Source organism: Paenibacillus sp. CECT 9249, assembly GCF_918697855.1.
In the GTDB taxonomy this organism is placed as follows: domain Bacteria; phylum Bacillota; class Bacilli; order Paenibacillales; family Paenibacillaceae; genus MSJ-34.
Genome location: NZ_CAKKLI010000016.1, coordinates 52,805 through 70,297, shown reverse-complemented (window position 1 = coordinate 70,297; position 17,493 = coordinate 52,805). Strand labels below are relative to the sequence as shown.

Here is a 17,493-nt window from a genome sequence, read left to right as displayed (position 1 = left end):
CCTCCGCTTGTCCCAAGCTGTAATTCGATCCAATCCTATTCCGCCCGTGTTTCTCGCAAGTCGCTTCGCCCGTCGAACGGCATCCCCTCCCTCGGTTCGGTTGATGACCTCCTTGTTACGCAAACATGCGATCAAAGAAATTTAAGGAAATTAATTTAAGAAATTATTTCCTATCGTGTGTTTGATTATACTGAAATGTTTTTTTAAAATCAATCCTATTTTTTCGTTCAAAACTACTTTTTTTCTTTGCAAAGATATGGAAAAACAATAATTTTCGCATGAATCACGAGAAATTGGCGATTATCGTTTGATATTTCACATCGTTTCCATTATCATAAAATATAAGGGTTTTTCGAAAAACTAACGAAATTTAATAGAAAATAATTTCTTTCCATCTTTCTTTCGCCCTATAGAGAAAAATAAGGAGTGAACAAATTGTCCGTTACGTTAAAGGAAATTGCCAAGGAATTAGGGGTTTCTCCTTCAACGATCTCGAAGGCCTTGAACGATCAACCGGGGGTTAGCGAAGATCTCCGCAACAAAATCATTCATGCGGTGAAGGAAAAAAATCTTCGTCCGAAGCAGCGCGGCAGCGGATTGGTCAAAGACAACACGTTGAATATCGTATTGATGGTGCGCATTAACCAATCGCTGGAGACCGATCCTTTCTATGCTTTGATTACCGAAGGGATCTCCAAAGAACTGCAGCATTATCGCAGCAATCTTCTGTACCATGTGCTGCACGAACGCCAGCCTGACGACGCCCTGTTCGCCGAAATATTCGAATCGAAGAGCGTGGACGGAGCCATTCTGATCGGCGCCGACCTGGAACCGAAGCTGTTCGAACGGATCTCCCGTCTGGAAATTCCCGCGGTGCTGGTCGACAATCAATATCCGGGTTTCTGCAGCGTGAACACGGATAACTATCGCGGGGCCTTGGAAGGCTTGAAGCATTTGGCCGAGTTCGGCCACAAGGACATCGTGTTTTTATCTGGACCGTTGGAGCATCAAAGCATTCGACAAAGATACCAGGGGTATTTGGACGGAATGAGGAATTACGCGCCCGAAGCCAAGCCCGCTCTGATAGAATGCGCGGGAGTCAGCGTAGACGACGGGTATCGGGCTCTCCAAGCTTATGCCGGCCGGAGCTTCACCGGCGTCTTCGCGGCGAACGACAAACTCGCCATCGGCGCCATCAAAGCGTTAAAGGAAGAAAAATATTCGATCCCCAAAGATATTAGCGTTATCGGCTTCGACGACATCGAATGGGGGCTGCATATGGAACCGGCCCTGACCACGATCCGCATCGCGAAGCATCAGATGGGCAGTCTGGCCGCCCAATTGCTCATGCATTATATCAACGGGGACGCCCCCCACTCCGTAGACGTGACCGTTGCCACGAAACTGGTCCCGCGCCAATCCGCCGCGGCGGCCGGCACGCGTTAATCGCTGCCAGCGATTGAAGTTGCGCAACGCTTACATTACAATAAGAAGAAAAGAGTATTTTCGCAGGTTGATAAGCTCTTTAGTCATCGTTTGGGAGTGAATGCAGTGGAAGATTTGAAGAAAGCTTACGAAATTCTCGGCTTGTCCGAGGACGCTACAAAGGAAGAAGTCGAAAAACGCTATTTTCTGTTGATTCGTAGAGACCGTGCCCGCAAAAACCGCAGCAACGATGACGAAGACTCGGCGGAAACGGTGACGATCGAACAGGTGAATCAAGCCTATAAGACGATCACGCAATACGAACAAAAGCTGCAAGACGAAGGCAAGCCGCAGCGTTCCGTTTTTGCGTCCCGACTCGATCATTTTTTCCACTATTATAAATTTCATGTCTTGGGAGCGATACTGCTCGTCGTCCTTATCGCCTATTTCGTAAACAGCATGATCGACCAGAGACAGCAGCGCGCAGCGGAAGCGTTGCTGCCGCCGGAAAATTTATCGGTCATGTATTTAGGGGAATTTTACAGCGAAGATCTGGACAAAGCGCAGGAAAGCATATTGCAGGCCTTTCCATCCTGGGAACGGGTCGGCGTCAGCATTACTTACTTCCCGCAAGAGGCGAAAGACCCGTACGATATCGCCATGCAGCAAAAGAGCATGATCACGCTGATGACGGAGAAGCCGGATATCTACATTACGGATAAATACAACTTTGAAAGACTGAGGGATCAAGGCCTCTTCTTGCGGTTGGACGAGCTGGAAAGCTCGCTGAAATCGCTGGACGATTCCTCCGTTTACCGTTACCGGGCGGAAGGCGACCAGTCGGAGCATATTTACGGCATCGATATGAGCGGCATTCCGTTCCTGAACGACATTCCCGTATCCGCCGCGAAGGAGAAAGTCGTTACGGTTCGCACCGACGCGCCCAACAAAGCCAACGCGCTCGCATTCATTCAGAAGTTGATCCATTCTTAACACGAGTGGTTAATAACGGGAAAAAATACCTTTATTTTGCCCGGTTCAATCGTAAAATTGAATTCAGCGCCAATTTCTCCATCTAAATTCGGGAAGCTTCCGTTGGAAATGGCGTTCTTGGCGAAAATAACGGTAGAAATTCCTTGTAAATCATTCCGTAGGACATTCGTGCGCATAGTAACGGTAGTTTTTCCGGTTAGGTTTCACCGGCGTTGCATTCACTTTTTTCAACATTCCAGGATCGCGGACACAGGAGACGCTAATTGTGACAAAAGGCCCGATTTGGGACAGTTTGCGGACATACGATCCTTTATTCGCGGTAAAAGCGTAAAAATAAGCCCTTCAACGAAGGAATAACGGAACCAATGTCCGCCTAAACGGCGAATAAGAGGTTTTGGCGCGAAATAACGGCCCTGCGTTCCGGATACCAATTTCCCGATGCAACGCTAAGCGGTTCGCGTTACTCGATTGATAAAAAACCCGTTGCATCGCATGCGATGAACGGGTTTTTCCTATTCAGATCGGCAGCAGCGCCACCTTATCTCTCGCTTCCAACGATTCGACCATCGCCAGCCATGCAGCCGGCTTGTTCGGCAAGACGGAATAATAACGCCGCAAGAATCGGACGACGAGCTCAGCCGGCAGTTCGCTTACATTGTCGTCTGTCGGCATAAAGCAAAGGTCGAGCCCTTCGACGGCCTCCCCGTCATTGTTCCAGGACGGATGCACATACGGAACATCGAGGCGCTTATACCCGAGATGGGACAGCACTTCACGGCGAACATACGGATCCATCGGCTTGACGCCGCCGAAATGGTGCTCCTCCGCCCGGTAAGGGTCGTATATTTCGGCGAACATGCCGAACAATTGCCGTCCGTTCGCCGCAGCGAGCGCTTGCAAATCTTCTTGCCTGTTGCGCCATAGGAAACGGCCGATTCCAAGCCCCGGCTTGCCGATCATCGTAAAATCGGTCATGGCTATATTAAAATCTTCATAATAGCGATATTCCGTCGCGCCGACGACATTCCCTTCGTCAACGGCGACAAATACGCGAATGCCGGGATCCTCCAAGGGCTCCTTCCACAGATCGTATTCCAGCACTTCCTCGGGCGGAAACACCTCCTGCATCATGCGATGCATCTTGGCAAACATCGGATCGGCAATATTCGTAATACGGCGGTATTCCATCTTCGACATCGTTCAACTCTCCTTCTTTCGTTCCTATGCGAGAAACGGATTTCTCCATTCCATCAACACGCCGTAATGGCAAGATTGTTCGTCTTCCAAATAATTCGCCGCGACGCTTACGGGCGTACGTCCGCAGCGGAGCAAGAACGTAACGACCGGATCTTTCAACTCCCCTTTGACCACCGCTTCGACATACCGTTCGGCCGTCATTTCCGCCGCAAACTTGCGATAGCCCGGCATTCTTCCTCCGCCGAGCAGCCGCCTGGCGCCGAGACGAACGACGGTTTCGTACATCGAGAACATGAGCCATTTGCCCAAGCCGAGCTTGCGGAAGGAAGGGCGGACGCATATATCTACCACATACAACGTATCCCCTTCCGGATCGTGGTTGCGGATATATCCGCCGTCGGTCATGTCCTCCCAACGATGGCCGGGGCGTTCCGGGTCGAAACGAACGAGCAAGCCTGTCATCGATCCCGCAATTTCCCCGTTCGCTTCCACGCAAAGGGCTCCTTCCGGGAACAGCGAGACATGGTTATGCAGCTGTTCCTCGTTCCACCACAATTCGGGCGGAAAAGGAGGGGGAAAGCTTTCCTGCTGGATTCGAATCAAATCGGCAAAATCTTCTTCGCGGTATCCCCGAATAACCGCCGGGACGGGACGATCTTGATCGAAAACGTATAATTCCTTACGATACATCGGTTACACGCTCCTTTATCCTTGATTTGCCTTAGTTCCAGTCCGGATACAAGTCGGTCCGGCGGTCGCGCCATGTCGTGACGGAACCGCGCTCGCGCACTTCATACAGCAGTTCCAGATCGAGGTCGGCGGTGACGATCATATCGTCGTTGATCTCCCCTTCTACGAGGATGCCGCGCGGCGGGAACGGAATGTCGTTCGGCGAGATGACCGCGGCTTGGCCGTAATTGGCGCGCATAAAGTCGACCGTCGGCAGCGATCCGACCGTCCCGGTCGTCACGACGTACACCTGATTCTCCACCGCCCGCGCATGGCTCGTATAGCGAACCCGGTAAAAGCCGTGGCGATCGTCGGTGCACGACGGGCAGAAGATGACGTCCGCCCCTTTGGCCTTGGCCATCCGCACAATTTCCGGAAATTCGATATCATAGCAAGTCAGCATCGCGATCGTCCCTTTTTCCGTCTCGAACACTTGCAACCCTTCGCCCGGCGTCATGTTCCACTCTTGAACTTCGGTAGGCGTAATATGCAGCTTGGCCTGCTCCCCCACGGTTCCGTCCGGATAAAATAAATGAGCGGTATTGTACAAGCGGTCGCCTTGCCGGGTGACATGGGTGCCGCCGATAATATGCATCTTCGTCCGCTTCGCCAATGCAACGAACAATTCGCGGTACCGCTCCGTAAAATCCGGCAAGTCGTTAATCGTCAGCGCTTGCCCTTGGCCGTTCCCGATCGACATGAGCTGGGTCGTGAAAAACTCCGGAAACAGCACGAATTCCGCGCCGAACTCTTCGGCCGTTTTCACGTAATGCTCCGATTGCGCCGCGAACTCCTCGAAAGAACGGATCGTACGAAGATGGTATTGGACTGCGGATACTCTCATTTTCATGAATAAAGCCCTCCCTTTCCTAAGCGGGAAAAAGCGGTTCGACCAACCGCCTCTTGCCTAGCTTCGATATTGTATCAAATCGATAAAAGCTTGCGCGTATTCCTGAAACTTCTCCATATTCGGGATATGGAACGTTTTATTTTCATAAGCGAACAACCCGTCGTCAACGCATTCCTTCAACGAGCGGTTCGCGCTCCTGAGAAGAGTGCAATTGCCGCAGCGAATTGTTCACATCCGGATCCTCGAATCGGTTTTGGTCATTTAACCTGTACTTAGTATAGAAGAGCCCCTAAGCTAAAGTCAAAAATAAATATGGAGGCGATTCGATGCGAAAATTGATCATTGATACCGATGCGGGAAGCGACGATGCCGTTGCAAAGAGGCCGGCGCTGCAGCCGGAAACAGCTGAGCGTCAGCCTCTTCTCTATTTTTTCAATAATAGAAACATAAAATAAGGAGCGCCGATGAACGCCACCATAATGCCTGCCGGAATGCCGTCCGGTTCGGCGATTTGCCGTCCGATCGTATCCGCGAGCAATAATAGCCATCCGCCGATAAGGATCGCGATCGGCAGAAACAGTTGATTTCGGGGCCCGACCAGCGCTTTGGCGATATGCGGCACCATCAGCCCGATGAAGGCGATTCCTCCCGTCACCGAAACGGCGGAAGCGGCGAGGGCGACGGCTGCGACCAGCAGGACGGCCCGTTCCTTCTCAACCGATACGCCGACGCCGATCGCAACGTGCTCGCTTAGTCCGAGCAAATTCAACCGATTCGCCTTGTACAAGGCGAACGGAACGAGCGCAAGCAGCCAAGGCATCATGGCCCCAATAACGGGCCAGTCCGTGCCCCAGACCGTACCCGCCAGCCATCTGGCGATAAAATCGACTTTGGACCGTTCTGCGGATGAGATCAACACGATCATTAGCCCGGAGAGCGCCATCGAAAATCCGACCCCGATCAGCACTAATCTGACGGGCTGCAAGCCGTTTTGCCGATGATAGGCGAATATATAGATCACAAGTGCGGTTAGCAGCGCGCCGGCAAAAGCGACGAGCGGCAGCAAGTAGACAAACGAGCCGACATTGACCGGGAAGAACAGGAAGAACACCGCGATGGCCGCCCCCGCGCCCGCGTTAATCCCGAGAATGCCCGGATCGGCCAAATCGTTCCGCGTAATGCCTTGCATTATCGCGCCCGACAACGCCAGCGCCATCCCTGCCAGCATCGTCACGAGCATGCGCGGCAAGCGAACGGAGAATAAAACGAATTCTTCCTTGAACGTGCCTTGGCCAAGCAGGGTGGGGACGAGCCTGTCGTAAGACAGCGAAGAATAGCCCAGCCCCATGCCGACGACGATCGTGATCGCTAAGAGCGCAAGCAACGCAAACAGCAATATTCGCTGTTTCATGATTAATGATTGCCTAATCATGAGAATGCCTTCCCCCCTTTATGAACGATAAAGAGAAAGAAAGGCAAGCCGACCGCCGCGACGATCGCTGCCACCGGCGTTTCATAGGGCGCGTTGACGGTGCGTCCGAGCGTATCGGCGAGCAGCATGAACAAAGCTCCCGTAACGGCGGACATCGGCAAGACAAAACGGTAATCGTTGCCGACCGCGGCGCGAACGATATGGGGAATCATTAACCCGATGAAGGTCAAATTCCCGACCAAAGCGACGGAAGCGCCGGCGAGCAGAATGATGACCAGGAACAGAACGGTTTTGATCGCGGCTGTTTTCTGCCCCAGCCCGACGGCGACTTCCTCGTTCAAGCTTAAAACGGTCAATTGTCTGGAGAGAAGCAGCGAAATGACGATGCCCGCCGCAATCAAAGGAACGATGATGCAGTTGGCTCCATGATGTGCCGATCGCGCCTCCGGCCGTCCACATCGAGACGTCTTTCGATATTTTGAAATAGATGCCGATCCCCTCCGCAATCGCATACAGAAACGCGGAGACGGCGGCGCCGGCCAGAACGATGCGCAGCGGGGAGAAGCCGCCTCTGCGCAGCGCGCCGATGCCGAATACCATCAAAGCCCCGGCGGCGGCGCCGATAAAACATGCGATCATGACATAGAAATAATTCGCCGACGGCAGCAAAGCGAGCGTAACGGCCAGGCCGGCGTTGGCGCCGGCGGTCAATCCGAGCAGCCCCGGATCGGCAAGCGGGTTTCTCGTCATGCCTTGCATGATGGCGCCGGAAACGGCCAGAGCCGCGCCGACGAACATGGCCGCAATTTCCCGCGGCAGACGGATTTCCCGAATGAGCGATAGCTTGCCGCCTTCCCCCTGGCCGGTCAGCGCCTGCCAGACGTCTTGGAGCGTCGTGTCTGCTGCTCCAAACACCATCGCCGCCGCGAACATGATGAGCAATAAGATGAATCCCGCCGTCAATTTATATAGAAATGGGATCGTTTTTCGATTCATTGTTGTCATCGGTCTCTCATCTTTCCAGAAAATGTTGGATAAAGAAATCAAGCTGATAGTCCAGCGTCAACGGATCGTTGAAATAAAACTCCTTCGCATCCGCTTCAAACACCCGGTTCGCTTTCACGGCAGGAATGTTGCGATACGTGTCGGTTTCCTGAAAGGAATTGTCCGTGTCCTTATTTTTGCTTAGTATGATATAGTCTCCGGCAAACTCCGGCAGCACCTCCAACGACAATGCGTAATAGCCGTTTTTCAACGCCGTTTCTTTCACCTTGTCCGGCATGTTCAGCTTCATTTCCTGATACAAAATTTCCGTACCGCGGCCCCAGTTGTCGCCGTACACGTAAAGCTGCTTGTCGAAGTTTTCAATGACGGAAACGGTTGCGTCCGCCCCGATCTTCGCTTTAATGTCTTCGCCCGCCTGTCCGGCGCGGCGTTTGAAATCGTCGACCCAAGCTCTCGCTTCCTTTTCTTTGTTCAACAGCTTGCCGATTTCGATATGCTGCGTTAAATAGTCGACCTTCCCGTACGTAAACGTCACCGTAGGCGCGATTTGCTTTAATTTGTCCACGTTTTTGATGTTGGAAAGGCCGATGATCAGATCGGGTTCCAATTCAATCAATTTTTCCAAATTTTCATCGGACACTTCTTCGACTTGCCGCAATTGTTCTTGAAAACGGGGATTCATTGTCGACCAGGAATCGACGCCGACAAGAGGGACGCCGAGAGCCATGACGTTGCCCGCGAACGACGACAATACGACGACGCGCTGCGGGTTGGCGGGAACCTCAATCGGTCCGTTCTCCGATTGATATGTAATCGTCGTTCCCGAAGCGCTTTCCGTGGCGGTTTCCGAAGCGGACTCCCCTCCGGCCGGGGAAGGCTTCTCCCCGGCGGCCCCGCCGCCGCAAGCGCTGAGCAACAGTACAAATATGAGCAGAACTGGAATGTATTTATAAGCCATTGGTTTCTTCTCCTTTGATTAAGTTTTAAGTGACGCACATCGGCTTGCCGGTCCGGGGATCGCGCCCGATTCCGGCACATAATTGATAATGATTATCATTTTCGTTTCACAATTTAAGATAATTGCTTTTATTTCAGTTGTCAACCATTATTTTGTTGCTTAGCCGACGGAAAAGTTGAATTCTCTCATTGAGAATGATAATCAATTGTGCATTCATAGCCTGGGAGTGAGACGGGAATGGATCAAGAGCAGCTATTCGATGTCACGATCATCGGAGGAGGCCCGGCGGGGCTTTATTCCGCTTTTTACAGAGGGCTTGTTCAGGCAGCGGAACCGTGAAATCGTCATAAAATCAACAAAAATGAGACTTCTTACGATAGGGCGATAGGGTAAGAAGTCTCATTTCAAGTTGTTTGTTAATTCATATCCATCGGGAAGAGCGGTCTCGGGATATGCTTATAATCGATGTTCTCGATCCGTTGATACGTAGCGCCCGGCGTCATCGCAAGAATATCGAGTTTGGAAATGGCGCTTAATTCGCTGAACAGGTACCCCTGTTTCACTACGATCACGTCGTATTCGTCCATATTCAGGCCCGCACGCGTAAAATGGTTGACGGTAATAAACGAATCGCCGCGGTTGGCGACAACGACGTCAAGATCTCCTGCGGAAACGGTGCAAACCTCTCCCACTTTATCGTCGGTCGCATTCAAATAGCCGAGGAGATCCCCTTTGCATTTCAACGTTCCTTCCAACAAAACCGGAGCGCTGTGCTCGTCGTGACCGGTGCCGATTGGAACGGATACGGCATCCCCGACTTGATGGGATTGCAGCTTCCGGTACGCTTCCGGGTCGTAAATCGCCGCAATAACCGCTTTTTTCCCGCCCAAATCTTTCGCGGCGAACAGCCGCAGCATCGATGTGCTCATCCCCGGCGCGCCGGCCGTCGTGTTGTCCCCCGAATCGGAAATAAACACAGGCTTGGCCGGTTCGCGAAGCGCTCTCTCCACCGCTTCGTCCGGCTCGAGCACGATTGCGTCGAACTCGAATTCATGGCGTCTGGCGTATATATAATCCGCCAGTTCCTTCAGCGCTTGCTCCGCTGCTTCTTCATATTGTTCGGATTCCGGGATCACAAAGACGGAAGACGCCGTATTCTCCGAATCGCTCCAGGCATGGCAAATGAAAAACGAGGCAGTGAGTATCCCTTCCCTTTGTTCGATCTCCGCCAGCTTCTGAAAGATCGAGCGGAGCGGCTCGCTCGCGCCGAGAGCCTTCTCGCCGGGAATAATCATCGGCAAGCGGGTGAACGAAGGTCTGATCCGCGCTTTACGGTTGATGCAGTCCAGCAAAAACCGGCCCGTCATTCTTTCCACTTCCGACTGATCGACATGCGGCACCGTCCGATAGGAACGAACGATGTTCACGTACTTATAGAAATCTTCCGCGATATTGCCGTGAATATCGAGGGTGATGGAAATCGGAATCTCTTCGCCTACGCATTCCCGTATTTCCTTCAACAAGGCAAGCTCGCCGGATCCGATCCCTTCCACGACCATCGCGCCGTGCAGATGCAGCCAAATTCCGTCGATATCGGGATGCTGCCGCAATACGGCTGCGATTTTATCGGCAAAATACCGGTACGTTTCTTGTTTCACGACGCCGGACGACAATGCGGTAGCGTAAATGGTCGGCACCACCTCCGCCCCATGCTCCCGGAACACCGCCGTGCTGGCGAGACGTTCTGCGGCTTTCTCTCCTTCGACCACGACGAAATCGTCGGTCGTCGTTAAGAACGGATTGAATGTATTGGTTTCGTGATATAAGCAGCCGACAACGATTTTCATTGATGTTTCCCCCATTCGTTTAGTGATTCAAGTCTTTCACGATCTCGCCATGATGCTTGTCCAAATTGTAGAAAAATAATACCCCTACTTGAAGAACGGTAATGATGATCGGCAGCCCCAGCATCATGTTACGGATTAACGATTGCACCTGTCCCGTAATAGCGGAAGGATCGTACCCGGCCCAGCCTAGCGCGTAAGCGAGGAAACTCGAACCTAGCGCGACGCCGAATTTGGTGGAGAAGCTGTAACTCGAAACGAGCAACCCTTCCGGACGGGTCCCGAACTTCCATTCCTGATAATCGATCGTATCGCCGAGCATCGTTAAATTGGCGGGGTCTCCATACCCTATCATAATATTAGCAATAAAGAACAGTGCGGCGAACATGACGGTGGATTTCCCTTCGACCAGAAAAAGCGCAGCGAGAAGCGCGATGGCAATGATATACATCAGCATGCTCGAATTGCGGCTGCTGTATTTGCGCAGGATCGATAAAGCGAAGAAACCTCCGACCAGGTTGGCGATATTCAACAAGGTAAGATAGAAAGGCACCATGTTAGGCTGTTCAAGCACATAATTGACATAATAAATGAGTACGCCGTTCATAATTCCCAGTCTGACAAACCATAGAAACGAGTTCACGGATGTAAGAACCCAGTATTTATTTTTCAACATTTGCACGAACGATTGCCGAATATTGGTATCCCTGTCCGCGTTGGCGCGTGCCTGGACTCTTTCCTTACAGTTCTTGAACGTCAGCCAAAACAAACTGATTCCGATCACCGAGTAAACGGCCATAACAAGCGGAAAACCGAGCTGCTGATTGCCGCCGCCCAACAAATTGACCAAAGGCAAGGTAAGCGACGCGACCATAATCGCTCCGATGGAACGTCCGATCGCCCGGTAACTGTTCAGTTCGCCCTTTTCTTTGGAGTCCCTTGACATCATCGGCATCAGCGCGCCGTAAGGAATATTGATCGCTGTATAGATGATTCCGAGCAGCCCGTAAGTAATATAGGCGTAGACCAGTTTGCCGCTATGCGACAGGTCGGGTGTAATAAAGGTAATGACACTTAATATTCCGAACGGCACCGCCACATGAAGCAAATACGGACGGGCTTTGCCGTGCTTGCTTTTCGTTTTGTCGACGATCATTCCCATGATCGGATCGTTAAGCGCATCGAAAATCCGCGTAATGAGAAATAACGTACCGACGGCAACGGCAGCGATTCCAAACACATCGGTATAAAAAAACAGTAGATAGCTGTTCACCATGCCCCACACAAAATTGGATGCGATATCGCCGTAACCGTAACTTATTTTTTCCCTCAGACTTAGCCTTTGCGAACTTTTCTCCAACCCGGGCCCTTCATTGACAGCAACTTGATTCATCGGACTTTCACTCCTTTTCACGTATAGGAAGTTCGTTAAACGCTTCCATTTCCCCGCTGGGAAATGTACAAGTTTTACCTGTACATTCCTTTTTGCGTTTGTTGCATGACCAGATACGCCGCGCCTATCATTCCCGCATCGTTGCCCAATCGGGCGATGTTGATTTCGCACGCTCGGCTGATTCGCGGCAAGGAATACGTTCGAAACGAATCGATCACCGGCCGAAGCAGTTGATCCCCGGCTTGCGATACGCCTCCGCCGATCACAATGATCGACGGGTTAATGACGGCGGCCGCGCCTGCCAATACGAATCCGAGCAGATCGGCGATTCGCCGAATCACGCGCTCGCATCCCGGATCGCCTTGCCTTGCCGCATCGAACACGTCTTTCGCGTCAATCGTCCCCTTGTTGCTATATAAGGCGGCTAAAGCGCCGTTCGGATCATCTTTCATTTGCTCCATCGCTTGGCGCACAATGCCCGTGGCGGAAGCGACCGTATCCAGGCAGCCCGTCCGGCCGCAGTTGCACGGATAGCCGTTCGGATCCGCAATGATGTGGCCGATTTCGCCGGCCGTTCCGTTCGTGCCGCTCAATATTTCGCCGTTCGCGATAATGCCGCTGCCGACTCCCGTGCCAAGCGTAATGGCGATCAGGTCTTTGGCGCGGTTGCCGCCGCCCTTCCAATTCTCGCCCAAAGCAACCATATTGGCGTCGTTCTCGACAAAGACCGGCAACCCCGACCGTTCTTGCAACTGCGCTCCCAAATCATAGTTTTTCCAACCTACATTGACCGCTTCATGGACAACGCCCGTGTTTTTATCGGTAAATCCCGGCGCGCCGACTCCGATTCCGATCAGCTTGTCCTTCGCGATATGCAATTCGGTCAGCTTGGATGATACGGAACGCCAAATATCGTCCACAATGTGCTTGCCCAGGTTTTCCCGGTTGGTGGGGATTTCCCATTTATGAGCAATATCCCCTTCCTTCGTCAATAACCCGATTTTGACGGTTGTTCCTCCTATATCGATGCCGATCATTGTCTCATCCACAGATGCCACCCACTATCCAACTAGAGTCATACGGCCCGTCTATTCTTTCTTCTCTAATAAGGAAGCCGCCGCTTCGTCAATAATAAACGTCGCGTTCGGATGCGCCCGCAAGATCGAAGCCGGGCATTCCTCGGAGATCGGTCCCTCGATCGCCGCCTTGACGGCCTCGGCCTTTCTTTCGCCTGAAGCGACCAGCAGAACTTCCTTCGCTTCCATAATGTCCGCGAGCCCCAATGTCAGCATTTGCGTAGGCGCTTCCTCCCGGGTTAAACCGCAATACCCCATCGTGCTTCGGATCGTGGATTCATGGCTGTCCGCGCAGAACAAACGGGATTGAAAAGAAGCGCCGGGCTCGTTAGCGCCCAAGTGGCCGTTGACTCCAAGCCCCACAATTTGCAAGTCGCGCGGGTACTTGTTCAATACGGCGTTATACCGGTCAATCTCGGATTGGAGATCCTTCACGCTTCCGTCCAACAATTCGACGATTTTCGGCCGGGACCGGATCAAGCCGTAAAACTTTTTCTGCATATACGTATACACGGTAAACGGCTTGTTTCTGTCCGCAATATATTCGTCCAGATTCATGACAACCGAGTTTTCCACCGATAATTCTCCGCGATTAATCGCTTCCACCCATAGTTCGAATACGCGATCGTAGCTTGCTCCGGTCGTCGTGTTCACGACTGCGTTTGCGTTCTTTCGAAACGTGCCGGCAATCACTTCGAAAGCTTTTTGCGACATTTCTTCGTAATCTTTGGTTCGAATAATTTTCATGTTCAATCTCCTTTTCCTCCTTTTACTAAACTAAGATTATATATTTAAATGAAAAACAGAAATAATTTCGTGAAATTACGTGGTTTCCTCTGCTCGTTACGCTTTATTGTTAAACTTAGTTTAGTAATTGGAATTATAGCACCCTTCTTGATACGATGCAACAGGTTTTTAGAAAAGGAATAAAGTGCCATGCATCAAAAAAACCCTTGCCGCCTCGGCGCATTGCAGCAGTGAAGCAGGCGCAGGTCGGAAGGGTTGTCTCTTAAATATCATCGTTGGAAAATCGTAGAAACTCGTCTAATACGAGCGCGCTTGCGCCGATGACTCCGCTATCTTTCCCGATGCTTGGGCGGATAATGTGAAACGAATTTCGCAAAGGGGCCCAAACGTATTTATTCGTGATCGCTTGAATATGATCCCCTAGCGCAGGGAACTCTTCCATCATAGGGCCTGCAAGCAAGACACCCTGCGGATTGTACATGCAAATTGCGTTCGAAATCGCCAAACCGAGATATTCGCGCGCCCGGTCGATCAATCTTACGGCCCAGTCTTCCTTACGTTCGTAGGCGGCAATGACTTCCTTCATGCTTTTCTGGGCTTGTTTTTCAATCTCGGAGGAACAGACGAACGTTTGCAAGCAACCGAGTCTCCCGCAATCGCACATCGCCCCGTCCGGCTCCATCGTAATATGCCCGATTTCGCCAAGCGTATTGCGATAGCCGCGCAGCATTTCGCCGTTGATCATGACCGCGCCTCCGACGCCGCTGCCGACATAGATGCAGACGGAATCCCTGAATTCCGTCATATTGCCGAACAGGCTTTCCGATAACAGCACCGTCCGAACATGATTGTCCACGTATACGACATAGTCCAGTTTTTGTTCCAGGTAGGCTTTAATCGGCACATTCTCCCAATGAAATTGCGGCACCATGAGCGCTTCGCCGCCAGGCCAAGAGATGAGCCCGGGCATGCTGACTCCGACGGCTATAATTTTGTCGGCGATTTCCGAGCCGGCCTTCCCGATCAACCCGGAAATTTCTTGCGCAATTCGTTCCAACACGGCTTCCGCCTCTTGCTTCGCATTAAAGTCCAAATATTTCTTTTCCATCACTTCGCCGGTCAATGTAACGATCCCGATATGGATCGCGTTCCAGTCCATTTCAACCCCGACAATATACGTTCCCGCCGGGTTGAGTTCCAACAGGGCGGCTCTTCTGCCGACCTCCCCCTCCGTTTGCCCGACCTCGATGACCAGCCCGTCGTTCATCAGTTCTTTGATGATTTTGCCGACGCTTGTATTGCTCATCTTCGTGATTTCGGCCAATTGCGTTCTGGATATTTGCTTATGTTTTTGAATTAAGCTTAGCAACATAAAATAGTGATACTTCCGTATGCGCCCTTGATCATATTTTAAATTAAACGACATTCCGACGCTCCTCTCTTCCTGCTTTATCTTACTAATATTGGTTATTCAATTCAGTTTAATTATTATAGACGCAATAGACACAAAAAAATCGCGACCCGAAAGCCACGATGCTTTGATGTATGATGGTCGGAACGACAGGACTTGAACCTGCGACCTCTTGGTCCCGAACCAAGCGCTCTACCAAGCTGAGCTACGTCCCGATCTAGTAGTGCAAGTCATTAAGGACAACGATCTTATTATCGCAAACCTGGGCGAGGATGTCAACTGAAAAATGCTTCCAGCCGCCCGGAACCGGTCCGGACGGCGATATGCATCGACAATATCAACAAAATTATGCGCGATTCATAACGTTATCGAACCCGCTTCTCCTTCAAAAGTTTCATAAAAATCCCGCCTACCACGCTGCGATGCTGAAAATTCATTTGCCTTGCTGTTTTCGTATCATACCAATCCGTAAAAGGAACGCGGTCCGCCGTTTCGTTCAACGCATCCCACAACGGTTCGATCAATCGGGCGAATTGCTCTTGGTCGGATGCCAACGTTGCGGCCCATACCAACCAGTCGGCTTTCGTATAAGTCTCCCTGCTGTCCAAAGGCACTCCGTATTTATTCTGCTTCGTTAAGTACCAGGCGACTTCTTGCTGCGCAATTCTTTCGTTGAAAATACCGGTTTCGAAGATGATGTCCCATATTAAATTATACTTTAAGCTCCAAGTTTCCTCCTGTCCGAAAGCAAGCTTATAATGATCCCGTTCGCTCGCCATATGTTCCCACTTGATCGCCATCTCTTTCGCAGCCATTCGATAGCGTTCCGCTTCAGCGTGATGGCCCATCAGACCATAAAGGAGAGAGCAGCTCGCGACACCCATGATCGCCTTCATCGACAAATTGGCGTTTCTGGCCAAATGGCCGGCAAAATCGTCCGTACATAACTGATTCTCAGGATCCAAACCGTACTCAAGCAAATAATCGGCCCAGCCGGATAAAAGCTCCCAATTCTCTTTCGCAAAATCCGCCCGCTTCTCCGCCAAACAGACCGCCGCCGCCATGACCAGCATATTCCCGCATTCCTCGACCGGCATTTGCCCTTCTCTGGCATTTCCCGAATATACTTGCCCATTGGCAAGCGGATATTGTCCGACATCATGCGGGGCAAACTCGAACGGCCATGCCTCGCTTTGCGCATATTGAAAGATAGGTCTCATCATCCCTTTCACTAACTCGGGATTATACAGCAAGAATAAAGGAATGGAAGGGTAGCTCACATCAACGGTGGCAATGCAGCCATTGCTGAAGCATTCCTTGGACATAAATAAGAGCTTTCCGTCCCGATCCGTTACCAGTTTGTGAGCCGCGATCGCCTGCCGGTACGCAAGGGCCAGAAGTTCGGCGTACTTCTCTCCCCCCGCGCGAATTCCATCCTGCCGCAGCTGTCGATCGAAAGCTTCGCAACGCGCCATAATGCCTGAAAACTCCGCGAACGCGGCCGCAATCATCTCGAAAGCCGACATCCCGCTTTTTTTCCAATACGCCTGAAGCTTCTCGCCGAAATATTCAATCGCATATACGTCGTCATAGGCCAGAACGATGACATTCGAAACCTCATCGGCCCTTACTTCCCCGCAATCCCAAGTGAAGGCCATCACCACGTTATGCTCCCGAACCGCTTGGGGCATCGTCATCCCGTCGGATGGAGAAATTTGCCCATTTCTCACAAATTGTTTCCTAATATCCGCCGAATCGATATAGGTTTGCATATCGGCAGCGTTGTTCACAGCCAAATAAAACTGGCCCCAATCAATTCTTACATCGTCACCTGAACGGTGTAAGCAATCTTGTTCCTCATGGCTCATCTGCAGCATAACCAATCCGCCCACTTCATCCCGCCGCCAAACCACTCTTTGGTCGCTGGAATTCACGCACCACTCTCCGGTGACATCATAGTAAATTTGAACGCGATGGGGCTTGTCGTCAATCGAACGAACGGAAAAACTTACATAAGATGCAGGTCTTGATAAAAGTTCCAACTCATCCATTAGCAACGGAGTCGTGAAACTTACCTTTAAACGGATTCCCGACTCTTCAAACCAATACGTGCTGGTAAGGGGCGTCAATTGAAATTCGGTTTGCGTCATCGGTTTCGGTTCGGTGTAATAGTTTTCGGCGTTCGGCTCTACGCAACCGGCAAATCTCCATGGCGCGCCGTCAATGAGAATCAATCCCGTCATTGCATTCCTTTTGCCGGTCCAATGTCTTGTGAAATCGTCACTCAATCGATCCGCCATCGACCAAACGCTGAAATACGGATCAACCGTCACTAAAGGCACCGCAGGCGGGCGTATAACAGTCCTCATCTGTCTTCTCCTCCTCTCCCTTGATCAGGGACAATGTAATATCAAAATATTGACTTCCTCAGAT

The 17,493-nt window shown here is 51.4% G+C and carries 14 protein-coding genes, 1 tRNA gene and 1 pseudogene; 2 read left to right on the top strand and 14 right to left on the bottom strand.

Going from position 1 to position 17,493, the window contains the following annotated elements:
* Nucleotides 1–435 precede the first annotated feature (435 nt).
* Together LQ229_RS13685 and LQ229_RS13680 are read left to right on the top strand one after the other, a co-directional pair.
* Nucleotides 436–1,446 carry a LacI family DNA-binding transcriptional regulator gene (locus tag LQ229_RS13685; RefSeq protein ID WP_230192034.1) on the top strand — a complete coding sequence of 337 codons (1,011 nt, stop codon included), beginning with the start codon at nucleotides 436–438 and terminating at the stop codon, nucleotides 1,444–1,446.
* Nucleotides 1,447–1,551: 105 nt separating this feature from the next.
* Nucleotides 1,552–2,418 (top strand): hypothetical protein, encoded by an 867-nt coding sequence (locus LQ229_RS13680; protein ID WP_230192033.1) that lies wholly within the window; start codon nucleotides 1,552–1,554, stop codon nucleotides 2,416–2,418.
* Nucleotides 2,419–2,934: 516 nt separating this feature from the next.
* Here LQ229_RS13680 and LQ229_RS13675 read toward each other — a convergent pair.
* The 14 genes and pseudogenes from LQ229_RS13675 to LQ229_RS13615 all read right to left on the bottom strand — a co-directional run bounded on the left by LQ229_RS13675 (nucleotide 2,935) and on the right by LQ229_RS13615 (nucleotide 17,429).
* Nucleotides 2,935–3,606 carry a GNAT family N-acetyltransferase gene (locus LQ229_RS13675; protein WP_216536513.1) on the bottom strand — a complete coding sequence of 224 codons (672 nt, stop codon included), beginning with the start codon at nucleotides 3,604–3,606 and terminating at the stop codon, nucleotides 2,935–2,937.
* Between the two features lie 33 nt (nucleotides 3,607–3,639).
* Nucleotides 3,640–4,305 (bottom strand): GNAT family N-acetyltransferase, encoded by a 666-nt coding sequence (locus LQ229_RS13670; protein ID WP_230192032.1) that lies wholly within the window; start codon nucleotides 4,303–4,305, stop codon nucleotides 3,640–3,642.
* 31 nt (nucleotides 4,306–4,336) lie between these two features.
* Nucleotides 4,337–5,194 (bottom strand): carbon-nitrogen hydrolase family protein, encoded by an 858-nt coding sequence (locus LQ229_RS13665; protein ID WP_230192031.1) that lies wholly within the window; start codon nucleotides 5,192–5,194, stop codon nucleotides 4,337–4,339.
* Between the two features lie 57 nt (nucleotides 5,195–5,251).
* On the bottom strand, nucleotides 5,252–5,374 hold the full coding sequence (locus LQ229_RS27115) for a hypothetical protein (RefSeq protein WP_290370035.1): 123 nt from the start codon (nucleotides 5,372–5,374) through the stop codon (nucleotides 5,252–5,254).
* 244 nt (nucleotides 5,375–5,618) lie between these two features.
* Nucleotides 5,619–6,626: an iron ABC transporter permease gene (locus LQ229_RS13660; protein ID WP_230192030.1), complete on the bottom strand. Its 1,008-nt coding sequence runs from the start codon at nucleotides 6,624–6,626 to the stop codon at nucleotides 5,619–5,621.
* Nucleotides 6,623–7,631 (bottom strand): annotated as a pseudogene (locus tag LQ229_RS13655) (iron ABC transporter permease). Before LQ229_RS13655 ends, LQ229_RS13660 begins: the two are co-directional and overlap by 4 nt.
* 7 nt (nucleotides 7,632–7,638) lie before the next feature.
* A complete protein-coding gene (locus LQ229_RS13650; RefSeq protein ID WP_230192029.1) occupies nucleotides 7,639–8,589 on the bottom strand; it encodes an iron-hydroxamate ABC transporter substrate-binding protein in 951 nt (316 codons plus the stop codon).
* Between the two features lie 416 nt (nucleotides 8,590–9,005).
* On the bottom strand, nucleotides 9,006–10,436 hold the full coding sequence (locus LQ229_RS13645) for a M81 family metallopeptidase (protein ID WP_230192028.1): 1,431 nt from the start codon (nucleotides 10,434–10,436) through the stop codon (nucleotides 9,006–9,008).
* 19 nt (nucleotides 10,437–10,455) lie between these two features.
* Nucleotides 10,456–11,826, bottom strand: coding sequence for a glycoside-pentoside-hexuronide (GPH):cation symporter (locus LQ229_RS13640; RefSeq protein ID WP_216536382.1), 1,371 nt, complete (start codon nucleotides 11,824–11,826; stop codon nucleotides 10,456–10,458).
* A gap of 74 nt (nucleotides 11,827–11,900) precedes the next feature.
* Complete coding sequence (locus tag LQ229_RS13635; RefSeq protein ID WP_290370034.1) at nucleotides 11,901–12,875, bottom strand: ROK family glucokinase; 975 nt, start codon at nucleotides 12,873–12,875, stop codon at nucleotides 11,901–11,903.
* A gap of 39 nt (nucleotides 12,876–12,914) precedes the next feature.
* Complete coding sequence (locus tag LQ229_RS13630) at nucleotides 12,915–13,649, bottom strand: glucosamine-6-phosphate deaminase (protein ID WP_230192027.1); 735 nt, start codon at nucleotides 13,647–13,649, stop codon at nucleotides 12,915–12,917.
* A 262-nt stretch (nucleotides 13,650–13,911) separates the two neighbouring features.
* Nucleotides 13,912–15,075, bottom strand: a complete 1,164-nt coding sequence (locus LQ229_RS13625) for an ROK family transcriptional regulator (RefSeq protein WP_230192026.1) — start codon at nucleotides 15,073–15,075, stop codon at nucleotides 13,912–13,914.
* A 123-nt stretch (nucleotides 15,076–15,198) separates the two neighbouring features.
* A tRNA-Pro gene (locus LQ229_RS13620) sits at nucleotides 15,199–15,275 on the bottom strand.
* Nucleotides 15,276–15,425: 150 nt separating this feature from the next.
* On the bottom strand, nucleotides 15,426–17,429 hold the full coding sequence (locus LQ229_RS13615) for a glutaminase family protein (protein WP_230192025.1): 2,004 nt from the start codon (nucleotides 17,427–17,429) through the stop codon (nucleotides 15,426–15,428).
* Nucleotides 17,430–17,493 lie beyond the last annotated feature (64 nt).

Bases quoted from the DNA above. Each gene is read 5' to 3' on its own strand.
- LQ229_RS13650 (WP_230192029.1), bottom strand. From the start codon at position 8,589: ATGGCTTATAAATACATTCCAGTTCTGCTCATATTTGTACTGTTGCTC.
- LQ229_RS13630 (WP_230192027.1), bottom strand. From the start codon at position 13,649: ATGAAAATTATTCGAACCAAAGATTACGAAGAAATGTCGCAAAAAGCT.
- LQ229_RS13660 (WP_230192030.1), bottom strand. From the start codon at position 6,626: ATGATTAGGCAATCATTAATCATGAAACAGCGAATATTGCTGTTTGCG.
- LQ229_RS13670 (WP_230192032.1), bottom strand. From the start codon at position 4,305: ATGTATCGTAAGGAATTATACGTTTTCGATCAAGATCGTCCCGTCCCG.
- LQ229_RS13665 (WP_230192031.1), bottom strand. From the start codon at position 5,194: ATGAAAATGAGAGTATCCGCAGTCCAATACCATCTTCGTACGATCCGT.
- LQ229_RS13625 (WP_230192026.1), bottom strand. From the start codon at position 15,075: ATGTCGTTTAATTTAAAATATGATCAAGGGCGCATACGGAAGTATCAC.
- LQ229_RS13640 (WP_216536382.1), bottom strand. From the start codon at position 11,826: ATGAATCAAGTTGCTGTCAATGAAGGGCCCGGGTTGGAGAAAAGTTCG.
- LQ229_RS13645 (WP_230192028.1), bottom strand. From the start codon at position 10,436: ATGAAAATCGTTGTCGGCTGCTTATATCACGAAACCAATACATTCAAT.
- LQ229_RS13615 (WP_230192025.1), bottom strand. From the start codon at position 17,429: ATGAGGACTGTTATACGCCCGCCTGCGGTGCCTTTAGTGACGGTTGAT.
- LQ229_RS13675 (WP_216536513.1), bottom strand. From the start codon at position 3,606: ATGGAATACCGCCGTATTACGAATATTGCCGATCCGATGTTTGCCAAG.